Origin of the sequence: uncultured Brachybacterium sp., assembly GCF_947500705.1 — a bacterium.
Classification (GTDB): Bacteria; Actinomycetota; Actinomycetes; order Actinomycetales; family Dermabacteraceae; genus Brachybacterium.
The window spans coordinates 471,237-488,450 of the sequence record NZ_CANMSY010000003.1; the positions used below are offsets into that span (position 1 = coordinate 471,237).

General features: G+C 71.2%; 17 protein-coding genes and 1 pseudogene. 14 read left to right on the forward strand and 4 right to left on the reverse strand.

The features are described from left to right. Positions 1 to 194: 194 nt before the first annotated feature. Positions 195 to 824, reverse strand: a pseudogene (locus tag Q0937_RS18000) (DNA alkylation repair protein); the annotation flags it as partial. 115 nt (positions 825 to 939) lie between these two features. Between Q0937_RS18000 and Q0937_RS08235 the strand changes: the two are divergent. Continuing rightward, the gene (locus tag Q0937_RS08235) at positions 940 to 1,542 is read left to right on the forward strand and encodes a GNAT family N-acetyltransferase (protein ID WP_299302154.1); all 603 of its coding nucleotides are present in this window, start codon (positions 940 to 942) and stop codon (positions 1,540 to 1,542) included. Then, entirely contained in the window at positions 1,539 to 2,180 is a 642-nt protein-coding gene (locus Q0937_RS08240; protein ID WP_299302156.1) for an NADPH-dependent F420 reductase, read from the forward strand. Before Q0937_RS08235 ends, Q0937_RS08240 begins: the two co-directional genes overlap by 4 nt. A 169-nt stretch (positions 2,181 to 2,349) precedes the next feature. Here Q0937_RS08240 and Q0937_RS08245 read toward each other — a convergent pair whose 3' ends face one another. From Q0937_RS08245 to Q0937_RS08255, 3 genes are all read right to left on the reverse strand, one after another. Next, positions 2,350 to 3,738, reverse strand: a complete 1,389-nt coding sequence (locus Q0937_RS08245; RefSeq protein WP_299302158.1) for an amino acid permease — start codon at positions 3,736 to 3,738, stop codon at positions 2,350 to 2,352. Between the two features lie 196 nt (positions 3,739 to 3,934). Continuing rightward, the gene (locus tag Q0937_RS18005) at positions 3,935 to 4,189 is read right to left on the reverse strand and encodes a hypothetical protein (protein ID WP_363323214.1); all 255 of its coding nucleotides are present in this window, start codon (positions 4,187 to 4,189) and stop codon (positions 3,935 to 3,937) included. 13 nt (positions 4,190 to 4,202) lie between these two features. Beyond that, positions 4,203 to 5,294, reverse strand: coding sequence for an NADH:flavin oxidoreductase/NADH oxidase (locus tag Q0937_RS08255; RefSeq protein ID WP_299302160.1), 1,092 nt, complete (start codon positions 5,292 to 5,294; stop codon positions 4,203 to 4,205). Between the two features lie 100 nt (positions 5,295 to 5,394). On the opposite strand from Q0937_RS08255, the gene Q0937_RS08260 reads away from it, so the two are divergent. The 12 genes from Q0937_RS08260 to Q0937_RS08315 all read left to right on the forward strand — a co-directional run bounded on the left by Q0937_RS08260 (position 5,395) and on the right by Q0937_RS08315 (position 16,934). Further along, positions 5,395 to 5,703, forward strand: a complete 309-nt coding sequence (locus Q0937_RS08260) for a helix-turn-helix transcriptional regulator (RefSeq protein ID WP_299302162.1) — start codon at positions 5,395 to 5,397, stop codon at positions 5,701 to 5,703. Positions 5,704 to 5,784: 81 nt separating this feature from the next. Further along, on the forward strand, positions 5,785 to 6,162 hold the full coding sequence (locus Q0937_RS08265; RefSeq protein WP_299302163.1) for an MFS transporter: 378 nt from the start codon (positions 5,785 to 5,787) through the stop codon (positions 6,160 to 6,162). Between the two features lie 5 nt (positions 6,163 to 6,167). Further along, on the forward strand, positions 6,168 to 6,836 hold the full coding sequence (locus Q0937_RS08270; protein WP_299302165.1) for an MFS transporter: 669 nt from the start codon (positions 6,168 to 6,170) through the stop codon (positions 6,834 to 6,836). 67 nt (positions 6,837 to 6,903) lie between these two features. Beyond that, positions 6,904 to 8,256, forward strand: coding sequence for a lactate racemase domain-containing protein (locus Q0937_RS08275; protein WP_299302166.1), 1,353 nt, complete (start codon positions 6,904 to 6,906; stop codon positions 8,254 to 8,256). Beyond that, positions 8,253 to 9,203, forward strand: a complete 951-nt coding sequence (gene larE / locus Q0937_RS08280; RefSeq protein WP_299302168.1) for an ATP-dependent sacrificial sulfur transferase LarE — start codon at positions 8,253 to 8,255, stop codon at positions 9,201 to 9,203. Before Q0937_RS08275 ends, larE begins: the two co-directional genes overlap by 4 nt. Beyond that, the gene (gene larB / locus Q0937_RS08285) at positions 9,196 to 9,951 is read left to right on the forward strand and encodes a nickel pincer cofactor biosynthesis protein LarB (RefSeq protein WP_299302171.1); all 756 of its coding nucleotides are present in this window, start codon (positions 9,196 to 9,198) and stop codon (positions 9,949 to 9,951) included. The genes larE and larB overlap by 8 nt, the downstream gene beginning before the upstream one ends. A gap of 211 nt (positions 9,952 to 10,162) precedes the next feature. Beyond that, positions 10,163 to 10,945 (forward strand): thioredoxin domain-containing protein, encoded by a 783-nt coding sequence (locus Q0937_RS08290; RefSeq protein WP_299302174.1) that lies wholly within the window; start codon positions 10,163 to 10,165, stop codon positions 10,943 to 10,945. A 1-nt stretch (position 10,946) separates the two neighbouring features. After that, on the forward strand, positions 10,947 to 11,771 hold the full coding sequence (locus Q0937_RS08295) for a cytochrome c biogenesis CcdA family protein (protein WP_299302177.1): 825 nt from the start codon (positions 10,947 to 10,949) through the stop codon (positions 11,769 to 11,771). Further along, complete coding sequence (locus tag Q0937_RS08300) at positions 11,768 to 12,955, forward strand: hypothetical protein (RefSeq protein WP_299302180.1); 1,188 nt, start codon at positions 11,768 to 11,770, stop codon at positions 12,953 to 12,955. Before Q0937_RS08295 ends, Q0937_RS08300 begins: the two co-directional genes overlap by 4 nt. Before the next feature lie 196 nt (positions 12,956 to 13,151). Further along, entirely contained in the window at positions 13,152 to 14,147 is a 996-nt protein-coding gene (locus tag Q0937_RS08305) for a LacI family DNA-binding transcriptional regulator (protein ID WP_299302182.1), read from the forward strand. A 79-nt stretch (positions 14,148 to 14,226) separates the two neighbouring features. Beyond that, on the forward strand, positions 14,227 to 15,663 hold the full coding sequence (uxaC, locus tag Q0937_RS08310) for a glucuronate isomerase (protein ID WP_299302185.1): 1,437 nt from the start codon (positions 14,227 to 14,229) through the stop codon (positions 15,661 to 15,663). Beyond that, complete coding sequence (locus Q0937_RS08315; RefSeq protein WP_299302188.1) at positions 15,663 to 16,934, forward strand: mannitol dehydrogenase family protein; 1,272 nt, start codon at positions 15,663 to 15,665, stop codon at positions 16,932 to 16,934. Before uxaC ends, Q0937_RS08315 begins: the two co-directional genes overlap by 1 nt. Positions 16,935 to 17,214 lie beyond the last annotated feature (280 nt).

A 17,214-nucleotide genomic window follows, 5' to 3' on the forward strand; every position in this document is an offset into this window, starting at 1 on the left:
TCGAGGTGGGGGCCGTCCACCTTGAGGGCGTCGCCGGGGTCGGGATAGCCGAGCAGTGCGAGGGCGGCGGGGTCCCCACGCTTGAGCAGGGTGCGCAGTGCGTGGCGAACCAGCCTGTCCGTCGTGCCGGTCGTCGTGCCGGATCCTCCGCCCGACGCACCGAGCCAGCCGGCGGCCGTGCTCACCACGAGCTCCGGGTGATCGCGGCTGAGGTCGTTGAGGTGATTGGCGACGGAGCGCCGCACGTAGTCTGACGGGTCACCATGGAGACGATCGAGGATCGGGAGGGTTCGTCCGGGCTCGGCGGTCAGGCCCGGCACGCGCACCGCCCAGGGCAGGTAGGGGCGTGTGCCCTCGGAGGCGAGGCGACGCACGTGCTCGTCGTCCGCGGTCGTCCACTCCAGCGCCTTCGCCAGGGTGCGGTCGAGGTCGTGGCGCAGGAGGGTTCGCAGGGCGAACTCGGAGGTCAGCAGGCCGGTGAGCTCGGCCAGCAGATCGAGGGCGTCATCCGTCGCCGACGGGCTGCCGTCGGCCGCCGCGGAGTCCGAGACCGCGGTCGAGACGGGCCAGATCATCCAGCCGGTGAAGCCCGGCGCGACGCGGATCGCGGTACGGACCACGGCGGCGAGTTCCGTGAAGGACCCCCCGAGATCCAGCAGCATCGCCTCACGGAGCACGTCGACCCGTTCGCGCAGGCTGAGCGGCGCGAGGGTCTCGGCGGCTTCGCGGAGGCGGGCGGCTGGGACGCCGGGAGCGGCTGTCTCCAGGGCATCGGCGAGATCCACGGCGGTGCCGCGATGGATCATCTCGTCAGCGAAGGGCATGAGGCTCCGGGGGCGCGGTCCGATCCATGGGAGGAGACTAGTCGGCGCAGGGGACAGCGCCCGGGGCGGCCCCGGCGTAGGCTCTCCGGGTTCTCAGCACCCTCGGGAGGCGCACATGCAGATCCTCGACGCGACCGCGGCGCACGCCCCGGGCATCACCGTGATCTACAACCACGCGGTGCAGCACACCACCGCCATCTGGAACGAGAGAACGGTGGATGCCTGCGACCGTCGGGCCTGGATCGCGGACCGTCACGATCACGGATTCCCCGTGCTGGTCGCGGTCGACCGGGCCGATGGAGGAACGGGCGAGGGGGCCGACGACGTGCTGGGATACGCCACCTACGGCCCCTGGCGCCCGCACGACGGCTACCGCCACACGGTCGAGCACTCCGTCTACGTGCGCGAGGGCCTGCAGGGCCGCGGCACCGGCACCGCCCTGCTCGGCGCCCTCGTCGACCGGGCGCGGGCGCAGGGCATCCACGTGATGATCGCGGGGGTCGATGCGAGCAACGAGGGGTCGGTGCGCCTGCACGAGCGACTGGGCTTCGAGCAGACCGGCCTGCTCCGCGAGGTGGGCACCAAGTTCGGTGACTGGCTGGACCTGGCGTTCCTGCAGCTGATCCTCGAGCCGGGAGGGGCGGCTGGCCCGTCGGCCGCCATCCAGGGCGAGTCATCGGGAATCAGGACGGCTCCGGTGACGTTGCCCCGGGCATGACAACTCTGGGAATCATCGGCGCAGGACACATCGGCAGCCAGATCGCACGGGCCGCCCTGACGGCGGGATACGACGTGGTCATCGCCAATTCGCGGGGACCGGAGACGCTCTCCGACCTCGTGGCGGAACTCGGTCCGAAGGCCCGCGCCGCGACGGCGGAGGAGGCCGGCGCGGCCGGTGACGTCGTGGTGGTGACGGTGCCGCTGCACGCCCTCGACAAGATCCCGGTCGAACCGCTCGCCGGCAAGATCGTGCTGGACACGAACAACTACTACTTCGAGCGCGACGGGCACATCGACGCCCTGGACCAGGGCGAGACCACCACCTCGCAGATGCTGCAGGAGCACCTGCCCACCTCGAAGGTCGTCAAGGCGTTCAACCACATCCGGTCTGCGGACATCACGACGGACACCGCCCCCGCGGGCGCCCCCGGGCGGCGCGCGCTCGCCCTCTCGAGCGACCACCCCGATGCGGCGGAGTTCGTGGAGGCGTTCTACGACGAGCTCGGCTTCGACGCGGTCGCCGTGAGCCCGCTGCGGGAATCCTGGCGGGTGGAGCGCGACCGTCCCGCCTACGTGGTCCGGCAGACGGCCGCCGAGCTGCGCGAGAATCTTGCGAAGGCGAACCGCCTGCCCTGAGCGGCGACGCGACCGAGGGTGCCGCAGAGCAGGACGAGAGAACTGCCTCGGAAGGTCGATCTACGACGCCGGGACGGCGCTGGACAGAGAGCCGGAAGAGAGAACCGGTCAGCGAGTGGTCGGCCGCGTGGATCCCGTCGGCGGAGACCTGAGCACCCTTGGGGCGGGGTCAGTCCTGACCCATCCGATGGCGCCCGGTCAGCACGTACAGCAGCGACATCACGGCGAGGAAGCCCAGGCCCACCAGCAGGGCCGTGTGGTAGTCGCTCTGCCAGACCATGATGCCGAAGGTGAAGGCGATGAACGCGATCGCGAAGATCTGGCCGAAGGGCCACAGCGGCACCGGGAACTGGATTGCGTCGCGTTCGCTGCGAGACATGCCGCGGCGTGAGGCGACCTGCGCGAGCAGGATCATCAGCCACACGAAGATCGTCGCGAAGGTCGCGAGCGAGGCCACGATCGTGAACACCGCCTCGGGCAGTGCGGCGTTGAGGATCACGCCGACGAGCAGCACCCCGAGCATCGCGACCGTGGTGACCACGGGGACGCCCCGGACGGTGCGGGAGAGCGCCAGGGGGGCGAGCTTCTGCCGGGCCATCCCGGCCACCACCCGGCCGGCGCCGAACAGGTCCGCGTTGATCGCCGAGAGCGCCGCGGTGATCACCACGAGGTTCAGCAGCGCCGCCGCCCAGTTCACACCGAGGGTGTCGAAGATCTGCACGAAGGGCGATTCCTCGCCGGTGATCGTGCGCCAGGGGTTGATCAGCAGGATCACCCCGATCGCGAGCACGTAGAACAGCAGGATCCGCACGGGCACGGTGTTCACCGCCTTCGGGATCGCGGTGCCGGGATCTTCCGCCTCGGTGCCGGCCACACCGATGATCTCGGTGCCGCCGAAGGCGAAGAGCACCAGGATGAAGGCGCTGATCATGCCGCCCGCGCCATGCGGGAAGAAGCCGCCGTCGGCCGTGAGGTTCTCGAGCGGGTTCCCGCCGCCCGCCGAGCCCAGGCCGAACACCAGGATCGCCGCGCCGCCCACGATCATCCCGATCACGGCGGTGACCTTGATGAGCGTGAACACGAACTCGAGCTCGCCGAACCAGCGCACGCTGGCGAGGTTCGCGGCGCCCACGATCAGCAGCGTGAGCGCCACCCAGATCCACTGCGCGGTGTCCGGGAACCAGAACCGCATGTAGATCGCAATCGCGGTGAGATCGGCGAGACACACGATGAGCATCTCGAAGGCGAACATCCAGCCGGTGATGTACCCGGCCCAGGGGCCCAGGAAGCGGCGGGTGTACTCGGCGAAGGAGCCGGAGATCGGCATCCGCACCGCCATCTCGCCGAGCGCGCGCAGCATGAAGTACACGACCGCGCCGCCGAGCAGATAGACCAGCAGCACCGAGGGCCCGGCCGCCTGGATCGCGCCGGCCGAGCCGTAGAACAGGCCGGTCCCGATCGCGGAGCCGAGCGCGATGAAGTGGATGTGGCGCGCCTTCAGACCCGGTCGGCGCCGGGTCGCGGCGGGGGAGGGGGCGGGCTGCGTGGTCGTGCTCATCGTGAGGAATGCTCCGGGGCTGGGGAGGGAGACACTTCTTGTGCTTCTGACACGGTACGGCTGTGAGGGTCTGGAGGGGAGGTGCGTGCGGCCACTCTCACTCCTCACCCCGGCGGGCGGCGGGCGCCGTCATCGCCGTGAACGGCGTGGGCCCCGGCCAGGTGCGCACCGGGACGACCACCGAGCTCCTCGCGACCTACCGCGTCCTCCACGAGAACCGCACGAAGGTGCGCCCGGGGATGGTCGCGCCGTCACCGACGATCCGCGCCAGGCCGACGAGCCGACCCTCGGCCCGGGCGGTGACGACCCGCAGCGAGCCGCGCAGGCCGGCCATCAGCGACTCGGGGTCCTGGGTGTACGCGCTCCAACCCACCGCGTCGTAGAGCTCGACCATCTCAGAGGTGCCGGGCAGGTTGTCATCGGCGCAGGCCGTGATCGTCGCGAAGCTCATGTCGGGCTCGGCGTCACAGCGCGTAGGCGTACTGCTCGAGGAAGCGCGGAGTCGCGCCGAGCTCACGGGAGGCGTGGTTGGCCCAGGAGGGGTCCCGCAGCATCTCGCGGCCCACGAACACGGCGTCGGCCTGGCCGGAGCGGAGCAGCTCCTCGGCCTGTGCCGCCTCCTTCACGCGGCCGACGGCGGCGACGGCGAGGGTGGTGTCGCGGTGGAGCTTCGCCGCATAGCGCGTCTGGTAGTCGACGTCATGGGGGATGGGCACGATGTCGTTCCCACCCGAGGAGGCGTCGACCAGGTCCACGCCGTGCTCGCCGGCCCAGGCGGTCAGCTGAGCGGACTGCTCGTAGGTCCAGCTCTCCCGGGCGTCCTCGGGATTCTCCTCGATCCAGTCGGTGGTGGAGATGCGCATCAGCACCGGCAGGTCCTGCGGCCACACGGCGCGGACCGCATCGATGACCTCGAGCACCAGGCGGGCGCGACCGGTGAGGTCGCCGCCGTACTCATCGGTGCGGTGGTTGGTCAGGGGCGAGAGGAAGGAGTGCAGCAGGTAGCCGTGGGCGGCATGGATCTCGGCGACCTGGAAGCCGGCCTCGAGGGCGCGGCGGGCGGCATCGGCGAACGAGGCGACGACGGCGGTGAGGTCCTCCCGGCTCATCTCGTGGGGGACGGGGCCGCCGGGGAAGGCGACGGGGCTCGCACCGTAGGGCATCCAGCCGTACTCGTCGGCGCCGAGCCAGTCGCCGCCCTCCCAGGGGCGGCCGGTCGAGGCCTTGCGCCCTGCATGCGCCAGCTGGACACCGGCCACTGCGCCCTGGGCACGGATCGCGGAGGCGATGCGGGTGAAGTCCGGGACCTGCGCGTCCTCCCACAGCCCGAGGTCGAAGGGGGAGATCCGTCCCTCGGCGGCGACGCCGGTGGCTTCGACCATGACGAGCCCGGCACCGCCGGCGGCACGGGCTGAGTAGTGGGCGAGGTGGAAGTCGGTGGGGCGGCCCGCGGTCGCGGGGGAGGCGTCGGCGCTGTAGGTGCACATGGGCGACATCCAGGCCCGGTTCGGGATCTCGAGGCCGCGGAGCTGGAGCGGGGTGAAAAGGGTCGTCACGGGAGAAGCCTCCGGAGAGATCGAGGGTAAGTACGAAGAATGCCGTACTACGAGAACGATAGTACTCTTGGGGGGCGTCCCGCGAGGCCAGGAGGCGACGATGCGCACACTTTCCCACCCCGACGTCCAGGACATCGCCTTGGACCAGGTGCTCTCTGCGCTGGCGGACCCGATCCGCCGCCGAATCGTCACCCAGCTCGCCGGCGGGCATGACGACCAGGCATGCATCGCCTTCGATCTTCCGGTCACCAAGTCGACCTCCACTCACCACTTCCGAGTGCTGCGCGAGGCGGGCATCATCTCGCAGCGCTACCGCGGCACCGCCATCCTCAACTGCCTCCGCGACGAGGAGCTGGCCGAGCGGTTCCCGGGGCTGCTGGAGGCGGTGCTCGGCGCTGAGACTCGATGAGGCCTCGACGCACGGTGCCGTAAGGTCGGCCGTGCGAGCATCGCGACGGTGCCCTGGCGAACGGTCAGAGGAGCACGACGGATGAGCACCGCTGGGTCACCTGCTGGTGAATCGCGCCCGGTGCAGCGGATCCGGGCCTTCGGCTGGCGCGACAAGGTCGGCTACCTCTCCGGCGACGTCGCCAACAACCTGACGTTCTACCTGCAGACCGCGTTCTTCCTGATCTTCTACACCAATGTGATGGGGATCCAGGCGGCGCACGTGGGCACGCTGCTGTTCGGCGCCCGCATCCTCGGGGCGTTCTCGGACTTCGCGGCCGGGCGATTGATCGACGTGGCCAGACCCGGCAGGTCGGGCCGGTTCAAGCCCTGGCTGCTGCGGTTCATGGTCCCGGCTGCCGCCTCGAGCGTCCTGATGTTGGGAGGCTCCTGGGAGCTCTCGTCGCGAACCGGGCATTGACCGGGATGATCGCCGGATCGGTGGTCATGCTCACCGGGACGATGATGCTCGCGGTGATGCTGCCGTACCTGTTCACCGAGTACTTCGGCAACGGTCAGCTGCTGTCGCTGGTCAACATCGTCGGCGTCGCGCCGATCCTGCTGTTCATCCCCTTCGCCACGGCGTTGGCCGGCCGGTTCGGCAAGCGGGAGCTCGGGGTCCCCGGTATCGCGGTGGCCACCGCCGCCGGCCTCACCCTGTTCCTCCTCGGCACCGACAGCCCGTACCTCTTCATGGTCGGATATGCGGTCTTCATGCTCGGGGTCGCGGGCTTCGAGTCCCTGGTCTGGGCCGTCGTCACCGACGTGATCGACTTCCACGAGGTCCGCACCGGGGAGCGGAACGACGGCACCGTCTACGGCATGTACTCGTGGGCCCGGAAGCTCGGCCAGGCGCTCTCCGGGTGGGCGCTCGGCTGGATCGGCTACGCATCGACCTCCGGGGGAGGTGCTGGGCAGAGCGCAGCCGTGCTGGACGGGATCTATGCCCTCTCCACCCTCGTCCCGGCCCTGCTGATGGGCCTCGCGGGCCTGATCCTCGCCCTGTGGTACCCGCTGTCCAGGCGGCGGGTCCAGGAGAACGTGGCTTTGCTCGCAGAGCGCCGGACTGAGGAGCGCCGGGCCGACGCGCGGTGATCTCCCGGTGGTGGCAACAGTCGGGCCGTCCTTGTCCTGGTCAGGCCCGACGGCGCATCATGGAGCCATGAGCGAGCCGAATGCGACGACGCAGCCCACGATCCACCCGATCCCCCTGGGGCTCGCAGAACGCGCCGCCCTGCTCGGCGGCCCCGATGGAGTCCTCACCGACGAACAGATCACTGGCTTCGTCGCCGAGCAGCTCGCCGGCCAGGATCTCGAAGGCAGGAGCGTCTGCCTCATCATCCCGGACGGCACCCGCTCCGTCCCCCTGCCCAAGGTGCTGCCCGCGATCCATGATGCGCTCGCCGGCCGCGCCAGCTCCGTCACCGTGCTGATCGCGCTGGGCACCCATGCGGCGATGAGCGAGGCGGCGATCGACACCCTGCTCGGCGCCACCGAGCGCGGCGCCGCTGCCACCTACCCGGAGTGGACCGTCGTCAACCACGCCTGGGACGACCCCACCCAGATCGCCGACCTCGGTGAGATCTCCGCCGAGCAGATCGCCGAGCTCACCGGCGGCCTGCTCGCCGACATCCCCATGCGCGTGCAGATCAACAAGCTGGTCGTCGAGTCGGACGTCAACCTCATCGTCGGCCCCGTCTTCCCGCACGAGGTGGTCGGCTTCTCCGGCGGCAACAAGTACTTCTTCCCCGGCTGCTCGGTGCATGACGTCATCGACATCTCCCACTGGGTCGGGGCGCTCATCACCGCCAGCCGCATCATCGGCACCCTCGGCATCACCCCGGTGCGCCAGCTGATCGATGCCGCGAGCGACCTCATCCAGGCCGAGAAGCTCGCCTTCACCATGGACGTCCTCTCCGGCGGCCAGGACCTCAACGCGATCGCCTTCGGCGACCCGCAGGCCGCCTGGGCCGCGATGGCGAAGATCTCCGCACAGACCCACATCACCTACGTCGAGAAGCCCTACAAGCGGATCGTCGCGCTGGTCCCGGAGATGTACGACGACATGTGGACCGGTGCCAAGGGCTTCTACAAGTCCGAGCCCGTCTGCGCCGACGGCGGCGACGTGATCATCTATGCCCCGCACATCACCGAGGTCGCCGCGATGCACCCCGGGATCCGCGATATCGGCTATCACAACATCGAGTACTTCACCAAGCAGTGGGACCGGTTCAAGGACCACCCCTGGGGCGAGCTCGCGCACTCCACGCACGTCACGGGGCTGGGCACCTACGACCCCGCCACGGGCGAGGAGAAGCAGCGCGTGAACCGCTACTTCGCCACCTCGATCTCCCAGGAGGAGTGCGAGGAGTACAACGTCCTGCACATGGACCCCGCCTCCCTGGACATCGGGGCGCTGCGGAACGATCCCGACACCCTCGTGATCGACCACGCCGGCGAGGTGCTCTTCCGCCTCGCCTCCGAGCGCGACGGCGCCGCAGGGCAGGGCAAGTGACCACCACCCACCAGCGCAGCCCCCACGAGACCGCACCGAAGGCCCCCCGCTCGCTGTTCTCCCCCGGCCACCCCGGCTTCGAGGTCACCGCCATGACCCCGGACGGCCTCACCGGTGAGGCGCTCGCCCTCGCCGACGCGGTCTCGGTCGAGCTCGAGGGCGTGGGCCGGCTCGGCGTCGCCTATTCCGGGGGCGTGGACTCCGCGACCCTGCTCGCGCTCGCGGTCCGGGCGCTCGGGGCCGAGAACGTCGTCGCGCTGCTCGGCGTCTCCCCCTCTCTCGCCCGCCGCGAGCGACGCCTCGCCCACCAGGTCGCTTCTGTGATCGGGGCCCAGGTGGTCGAGGTCCACACCCACGAGGGCGAGAACCCCGAGTACCAGAAGAACGACGGCACCCGCTGCTTCCACTGCAAGAACGAGCTGTTCACCCGCATCGGCGATAACGTCGTCGGCGCGCAGCAGCTGGACGCCGTCGCCTACGGCGAGAACGCCGATGACGCCACCCGCCACGACCGCCCCGGCGCCGGCGCCGCCACCCGCCACCAGGTGCTGCGCCCGCTGTCCACCGTCGGCATGACGAAGCAGCAGGTCAGGGACGTTGCGCGCGGCTTCTCGCTGCCGGTCGCGGACAAGCCCGCCGCGCCCTGCCTCGCCTCCCGGATCCCCTTCGGGCAGGAGGTCACCCCCGAGAAGCTGCGCCAGATCGACGACCTCGAGGATGCCGTCTACGAGCAGGGCTTCAGCGACTGCCGGGTGCGCCACCACGGCGCCGTCGGCCGCATCGAGCTGCCCACCGGTGAGCTCGCGCGCGCCATGGAGCCGGGCATCCGCGCGGCCCTCGTGGCCGCCGGCAAGGAGACTGGCTTCCAGCACGTCACGATCGATCTCGACGGCATCCGCTCAGGCCTGTTCTCGCTCCAGATCGTGGGCAAGGGCGGGCGTGGCTGAGGCTCCGGCGGGTCCGCGCGACCCGGCGGCGGCCGACGGGAAGAACGGGGCCGACGGGAAGATCGACGGCTTCCTCCACCTCGACCTCGACCGTGCCCGGCGCCGCGGTGCCCCGGAGGCGGTGCTGTGCGACGCCAAGAGCATCCCGCAGGTCGCCGCGATCGCGGCGGAGTACGCGCGGCTGGACGCCGAGGGCCATGAGGGGCTCGGACCGGTGCTCTTCACCCGCGCCGATGCCGCGCGCGCCGAAGCGATCCTCGCCGCACTGCCCGGGGCTTTCCACGACGCCGAGGCACGACTGCTGGCCTGGCCCGCCGCGGCTCCGGAACCGACGGGAGGCCTGGTCATCGTCGCCTGCGCGGGCACCAGCGACCTGCCGGTCGCTCGCGAAGCGGAGCTGACCGCCCGCTACCTCGGCCGCCCCACGCAGCTCATCGCCGACATCGGCATCGCGGGCCTGCACCGCCTGCAGTCCCGCCTGCCGGAGCTGCGCGAGGCGGCCTGCGTGGTCGTCGCCGCGGGCATGGACGGGGCGCTGCCCACCGTGGTCGCCGGGCAGATCGGCGCGCCCGTGGTCGCCCTGCCCACCTCTGTCGGCTACGGGGTCGCCTGCGGCGGGGTCACCGCCGCGCTCACGATGCTCTCGGCCTGCGCGCCCGGCATCGGCGTGGTCAACATCGACAACGGCTACGGCGCCGGGCACCTCGCCGCCCAGATCGCCCGCTGGGCCCCGGGCGCGGGGGAGTGACGGCGAGATCCTCGGACTCGCGACCACTGCCACGGAGGCAGCGTCCCTCCACGCCCTCGCCGCTGAGCTGCTGGGCGGTGAGGCATGATCGCCTGGCTGCTGCTGGTCGAGCTCGGCGGCGCGGGCTGAGCGCCATCGGTCCGGCCGTTCTGGCACAGTGATCAGCGAGGCGGGCTCCACAGGGGAGAGGCAGGGCAGGGGGAGGCGCGGGATGGACGAGACGACGATGCCCGACCCCGGCGGAGGACGGCCGCATGCGACGCACCGGCGCCCTGTGGTGCCGGTCGCGATCGTCGCCGTGACCGCGCTGCTGATCGCCGCGGTGCTCTGGCTCCCGCCGGGGGATGGCCAGGATGAGGTCGCCACCGACCCGTCGGCCCCGTCGGCTGACGTCGAGGCGGCGCCGACCCTCCCGCACCCCTCCGAGGTGGCGCTGCCCGACCTCACGACCGCGGAATCCCGAGAGGCGGGCGATCTGCTGGCCGAGGGGCCGGTGGATGCGCTCGTGGTGATGGTCGTCTTCACCGACTACCAGTGCCCCTACTGCGCCCGCTGGAGCCACGACACCCTCCCTGCCCTGCGCGAATACGTGGAGCGAGGGGAGCTCCGCATCGAATGGCGGGACGTGAACGTCTACGGCGAGGACTCCGAGCGGGCGGCCCGCGCCGCCCTCGCTGCGGCGATGCAGGGACGCCACACCGAGTACCAGCAGGCCCTGTTCGACGGCGGCGAGATACGCTCCTCCGCCCAGCTCGACGAGCAGGCTCTGATCGCGCTCGCCGAGGAGCTGGGCCTGGACACCGAGCAGTTCACCACCGATCTGCGCTCCGAGCAGGTCGCTCGCACCATCACCGAGCACGCCGCTCAGGGCATCGAGCTGGGTGCCGTCACCACCCCGTCGTTCGTCATCGGCGGCACCCCGAGCGTGGGAGCCCAGCCCACTGCGTACTTCGTGACCGCCGTCGACGAGGCCCTCGAGAAGGCGGGCCCCTGACATGGAGATCTCCGTTCTCGCGGCGTTCCTCGGCGGCTCCCTCGCCCTGCTCAGCCCCTGCGGAGCGCTGCTGCTGCCCGGCTACTTCGCCTCCTCCGTCACCACCCGCGCCGGTCTGCTGCTGCACGGTGCGGTGTTCTTCCTCGGTCTCGTGCTCACGCTCGTCCCCCTCGGCGTCGGCGCCGGCATGGTCGGGACCCTGTTCGTGGCCCACCGCGGCACCCTGATCGTGGTGACCTCGCTGCTGCTGATCGTGCTCGGCGTGCTGCACGGTCTCGGCATCGGTCTTGACCTGGGACGTCTCCTGCCAGGGGTCCACCGCGCGCAGCAAGCCTCCGCCCGTGGCAGCGGACTGCCCCGCACACTGCTGCTCGGCGCCGTCGGCGGAGTCGCAGGATTCTGCGCCGGGCCGATTCTCGGCGCGGTGCTCACCCTCGCGGTGGGGCAGGGGACCGTGATCCTCTCTGCCGTGCTGCTGGCCGTCTACGGTGCGGGGATGGTGGTGCCGCTGATGCTGCTCGCCGCGCTCTGGCGGCGGCTCGGCGCCCGATCCCGGGCTCTGCTGAGGGGACGCGAGTTCACGGTCGTCGGCCGCCGCCTCCACACCACCACCGTGCTCACCGGAGCGCTGATCATCACCGTCGGAATCCTGTTCTGGGCCACGAACGGACTGGTCACCATGCCTTCACCGGTCCCCACCGGCATCCTGGCGCGCTGGCAGGAGACCCTCGGCGTGCTCAACGGCACCGGGGTGCAGATCGCTCTGATCCTGCTCGCCGGCGCCCTCGCGCTGGCCCTGTGGTGGCGGACGGAGCGACGCCGATGAGACGCCGCACCCTTCTGCTCGGCCTCCCGGTGGGTGCCCTCGCCGCCTGCGAGGTGAAGGCGCCTGAGCCCACCAGCGCGCCGCCGCCCTCCCCGAGGCTCCGGGTCGACCCCACCCCCCGTACGCTCCACCGGCCCGCCGAGACGGTGGATCCCACCACGCTCCGACTCACCCTCGAGATGGACGTGATGATCGTGGTCGATCCCGGGTGGAACACCGCGCCCCAGGAGCTGGACGGGATCTTCCTGGGCCTCGACGACAGCGGCGAGGCTCTCCGCTTCACCGCCGTCGACGAGGACGGCACCGCCCTGTGGACCGCGCAGCGCCCCCATGGTCATGCCGACTTCGCCCTTTCCCGCACGGCCGAGGGGCGCGACGTCGCCGTGCTCACCGAGCCGGCCCCGGACCAGGAGAGCGGACCCACCGCGACCGGCTACGACCTGTACACCGCTGAACGCCTGTGGGGCCCGCGCGAGGTGCCGGGGCCGCTGCACGGGCCCGGGCTGCTCTTCACCTCGTCCGCGGGGCGGCGCGTGGTGCTGTCCGCCGGGACCGGGGAGGTGCTGCGGAGCGAGGAGGACGTCGAGAGCGGGCATCTGCTGGCCGAGCACCTCGGCACGGTGCTGCTCACCGAGGGCCGTGAGCTGGTGGCACGCCAGGGCACGGCGCTCGCCGAGCTCTGGCGCACGCCCCTCCCGGAGGGCCTCGAGGCGTCGGCCGCCCGGATCCTGGGTGGGATCGGGACCACCACCGGCCTCGCGGTGCTCGGCGACGGCGAGCAGCCGGGGATCCTGCTCGATCTCGACGAGGGCCGGAAGGTGGCCGAGGGGGTCACCGCCGCCGCCTACGACCACGGCCTGGACGTCACCGTGGTCGTAGGCGGGCACACCGTGCGGGGCCTGGACCAGGATGGCCAGGAGAGATGGCGCCACGAGGACCCCGAGGAGCTGGTGCTCCTCACCGCGGGGGAGCGGCTCGCCTACGCCCAGCGTCCCGAGGAGGGCACTCTGGTGGTGCTCGACACCTCCCAGGGGCTCATGGTCAACCCCTACGACGCCGATCTCTCCGGCCCGCTCGCGGTGCCCGAGCTCTTCTCCGCCGATGCCGCCACCTCGGTCCGTGTCGAGCAGAAGCGGCATCTCGTGACGACCACCCTTGACCAGGCCTACGGCATGCGAGAGTGAGCGGTCCGCGCGGAGGCAGGCAGAACCCGGTCTCGGGGCCGTCCCGCCCACCGTCGGGTTGCCGCGGGTTGCCCCTGGTCGGGGTAGGATCATCCGTCAGAGAGCAGGCCCAGACGCCTCGTCCGGAGCACGGTCGGGGTCGGGATGCACCGCAGCAGATGGGCAACGCCGAGCAGGCGAGGACGGAGCCGGCCAGGTGGCGGACAAGCGTGTGACGATCTACGACGTCGCGAAAACCGCAGGCGTCGCCCCGTCCACGGTCTCCCGTGCTTTCTCCAGGCCAGGCAGGGTCAGCGCCGCCACCCACGCCACCGTGATGACCGCTGCCAAAGAGCTCGGCTATCGCACCAGCGCCCCCGCCGCGCAGGAGCGCGGCCACCGCCACCACCGCCTCGGCATCGAGGTCCCCGACCTCACCAACCCCTACTTCGCAGAGCTCGTCTCCGGCATGCAGGAAGCCGCCCATGAGCAGGAGTTCCTGCTGCTCCTGCTCGACACCGTGGAGGACGAGGCGCGCGAACGCACCAGCCTCGAGAGCGCCGTGAACGTGGTCGACGGGATCGTGCTCGCCGGCACCCGCCTCTCCGACGCCACCCTCAACCACCTCACCAAGCGCATCCCCGTGGTGGTGCTGAACCGCCGCGTCGCCGGCCTCGACTCGGTCACCCCGGACTACGAGCACGGGATGGGCCAGGCCATGACCCACCTCGCCGAGAACGGGGCCCGCACCGTCACCTATGTGGCCGGCCCCGTGAACTCCTGGTCCGACGGGGAGCGCTGGCGGACCGCTCGCGTCGCCGCCCGTCAGCACGGGCTGCAGGTGCAGCGCCACGGCCCCTTCGCCCCCACCACCACGGGCGGGGAGCAGGCCTTCGAGGAGCTGCGCGACTCCCTTCCCCACGCGGTCATCTGCTACAACGACCTGGTCGCCTTCGGATTCCTGGTCTCCGCGCTGCGCGCCGGGATCCGGGTGCCCGGGCAGCTGTCGGTGATGGGCCATGACGACATCCAGCTCTCGCGACTGGTCGGCGGCGGCCTCACGACCGTGGTCAGCCCCAAGCGGGCGCAGGGCCGGGCTGCCGTCGAGCGCCTGGTGCGCCGGATCGAGAACCCCTCGGCCCACCGCACCCCGGTCGAGGGCTCCCTGCCGGTGCGGCTGGTGCCGCGCGGCACCACCGGGCCCCGCGAATAGGGCAGCTGGGGTTCCTGCGACCAGCGGCAACCGATGACAACGTCCAGCAGGACTTGCGACGCCTTGCGAGGATGACCACATGAGCAACGACGCCTATGTGCCCCACCCTGACAGACTCTTCCCCGCCGACCCCGCTGTGCGTGAGATCGCGCGCGGGCTCTACGAGCTCGCGAAGGACCAGCCGATCGTCTCGCCCCACGGGCACGTCGACCCCCAGATGCTCCTGGACAACGAGCCGTGGCGCGACCCGACCTCGCTGTTCATCACCCCGGACCACTACGTCAATCGCCTGATGCACGCCCGCGGCGTGGACCTCGCGGACCTCGGTGTGGGCCAGGGCCCGCTGGACGAGGCCGCCTCCCGCAAGGCCTGGAGCCTGCTGGCCGAGCACTGGCACGCCTACGCCGGCACGCCCTCGCGCTACTGGATGGAGCACGTCTTCTACGAGGTGTTCGGCCTCGAGACGGTGCTGAACCCGCGCACCGCCGAGGCGATGTACGACGAGATCGCCGAGAAGCTCACCCGCCCGGAGTTCCGTCCCCGCGCCCTGTTCGAGCAGTTCAAGATCACGGTCCTGGCGACCACCGACGACCCCATCGACGACCTCGCCCCCCACGCCGCACTCGCTGCGGACGAGGACTTCGCCGGCCGGGTCATCCCCACCTTCCGCCCGGACAAGTACCTCGAGGCCGGCCGTCCCGATTTCCCCGCGCTCACCGATGCCCTCGGCGAGGCCGCCGGGGTCGACGTCGCCACCTACGACGGCTACCACGAGGCAATGCGCGCCCGCCGCCTCTACTTCCGCGACCACGGCGCGGTCTCCTCCGACCACGCCCACATCGACCCGGGCACCGCCCGCCTCGGCGAGGAGGACGCCCGCCGCCTCTACACCGCCGCCCGCGCCGGCGACATCGGCGCCGACGACGCCGTGGCCCTGCGCCGCCACCTGCTCAGCGACCAGGCCCGCCTGGCCGCCGAGGACGGACTGGTCATGACGATCCACCCGGCCGTGCTCCGCAATCACAGCGATGCGATGTTCGAGAAGTTCGGTGCGGACGTCGGCTTCGACATCCCGGTCGCGGTGGACTACGTCCACCACATCCGCCCGATGCTCAACGATGTGGGCCATCACCCGAACTTCCGCGTCGTGCTGTTCACGATCGACGAGACGGTGCTCTCCCGCGAGATCGCCCCGCTGGCCGGCGTGTACCCCTCCGTGTTCGCCGGTGCGCCGTGGTGGTTCATCGACTCGCCCGACGCGATCCTCCGCTACCGCCGCTCCGTCTCCGAGACCCTCGGCTACACGCGGACCAGCGGCTTCATCGACGACACCCGCGCGTTCTGCTCGATCCCGGCACGGCATGACATGTCCCGCCGCATCGATGCATCGCACCTCGCAGGGCTGGTCGCCGAGCACCGGATGCGTCTCGAGGACGCTCAGGAGCTCGTGGCCACCCTGCCCGATCAGCAGCCGCGCGAGGTCTTCCGCCTCGGCGCTGCAGGAGAGAAGAACTGATGAGCACTCCCAGCCCCTCGGACGTGGGCCGTCTGGTCCACCTCGGCATCGGCAACTTCGCCCGCTCCCACACCCTGCACAGCACCGACGTGGCCGGTGGCTGGTCCGTGGTGGCCTTCACCGGCCGCTCGGCCACGATGGCTGATGCGCTCAACGCCCAGGGCGGCAGGTACGGCCTGATCGTGCGCGGCCCGGAGCAGGACGAGGTGAGCATCGTCGACGTCATCGACGAGGTGTTCCCCGCCTCCGACGTCGACGCCCTGGTGCGCCTGCTCGCCGACCCCTTCACCGCGGTGGTCACCCTGACCATCACCGAGAAGGGCTACGCGGCAGGCAGCGACCCCGCCACCTCCGCCCCCGCCCGCATCGCGCTCGGCCTGAAGGCCCGCCGCGAGGCCGGGGTCACCGAGCCCATCGCCCTGGTCTCCTGCGACAACCTCACCGGCAACGGCGAGGTGCTGGGCCAGGCGGTGCTCGCCGAGCTCGACGAGGAGACCAAGGCCTGGTTCCCGGACCACGTCGACGTCATCTCCTCGATGGTCGACCGGATCACCCCGTCCGCGGACGACAACGCCTCCGAGACCGTGCGCGCCCAGACCGGCCTCGCCGACAGCGTCCCGGTGGTCACCGAGCCCTTCACCGAGTGGGTCATCGAGGACCGCTTCCGCGGCCGTCGCCCCGAGTGGGAGAAGGCCGGCGTGCAGTTCACCGACGACATCGGTGTGCACGAGCTGCGCAAGCTGCGCCTGCTCAACGGTGCCCACACCCTGATGGCCTATGCCGGTCAGGTCGCGGGGGTCACGCGCGTGGACGAGGCCATCGGCCACCGCGAGGTGCGGGCGCTGGTCGAGCAGCTGTGGGCCGAGGCCCGTTCGACCCTGCCGCTACCGGATCACGAGCTCGACGCCTACACCTCCGCCCTCGAGGAGCGCTTCCGCAACCCGCGCCTCGCGGACAATCTGATCCGCATCGCGGCGGACGGCTCCGTGAAGCTGCCCGTGCGCGCCCTGCCCGTGATCGCCGAGCGCGGCGGCCCGGACAAGGCCCCCGGCGAGGTCGCTGCGGTCGCCGCCTGGACCGCCTGGGTCACCGACCGCGTGCGCGGCGGCCATGAGGTCCAGGATCCGAAGGCTGCCGAGATCGCGACCGCTGCAGCGATCGAGGACGCGACCGAGCGGGTCACCGCCCTGCTGGCCCTGATCGATGTGCCCGCCGGCGACCCCCTGGTCGCCGCGGTCGTCGCCGAGGAGAAGCGCCTGCCGCGCCCCTGACGGCACCCGGCCGCGGCCGATCCCGACCGGACCCGGACGATCCTGACGCCATTGCGCACCCCACTTCCGTTTGTGGAAGCCAGGTGCGCAATGGCGTCTTTCGTCCGTCATCGAGAGGTGTGTGTCATCGCGGCGTTCCCGGCTTGAGCCGTCCACACGCACAGCTCCGGGTCGGCGATCCCGTGACGCGATTGTGCGCTGAGCTTCCATCTTTGGAAGCTCAGCGCGCAATGGCGGGGCGGGTCTGTGGCGCGGCGGGGTGCGGGGGACGGGGTGCGGG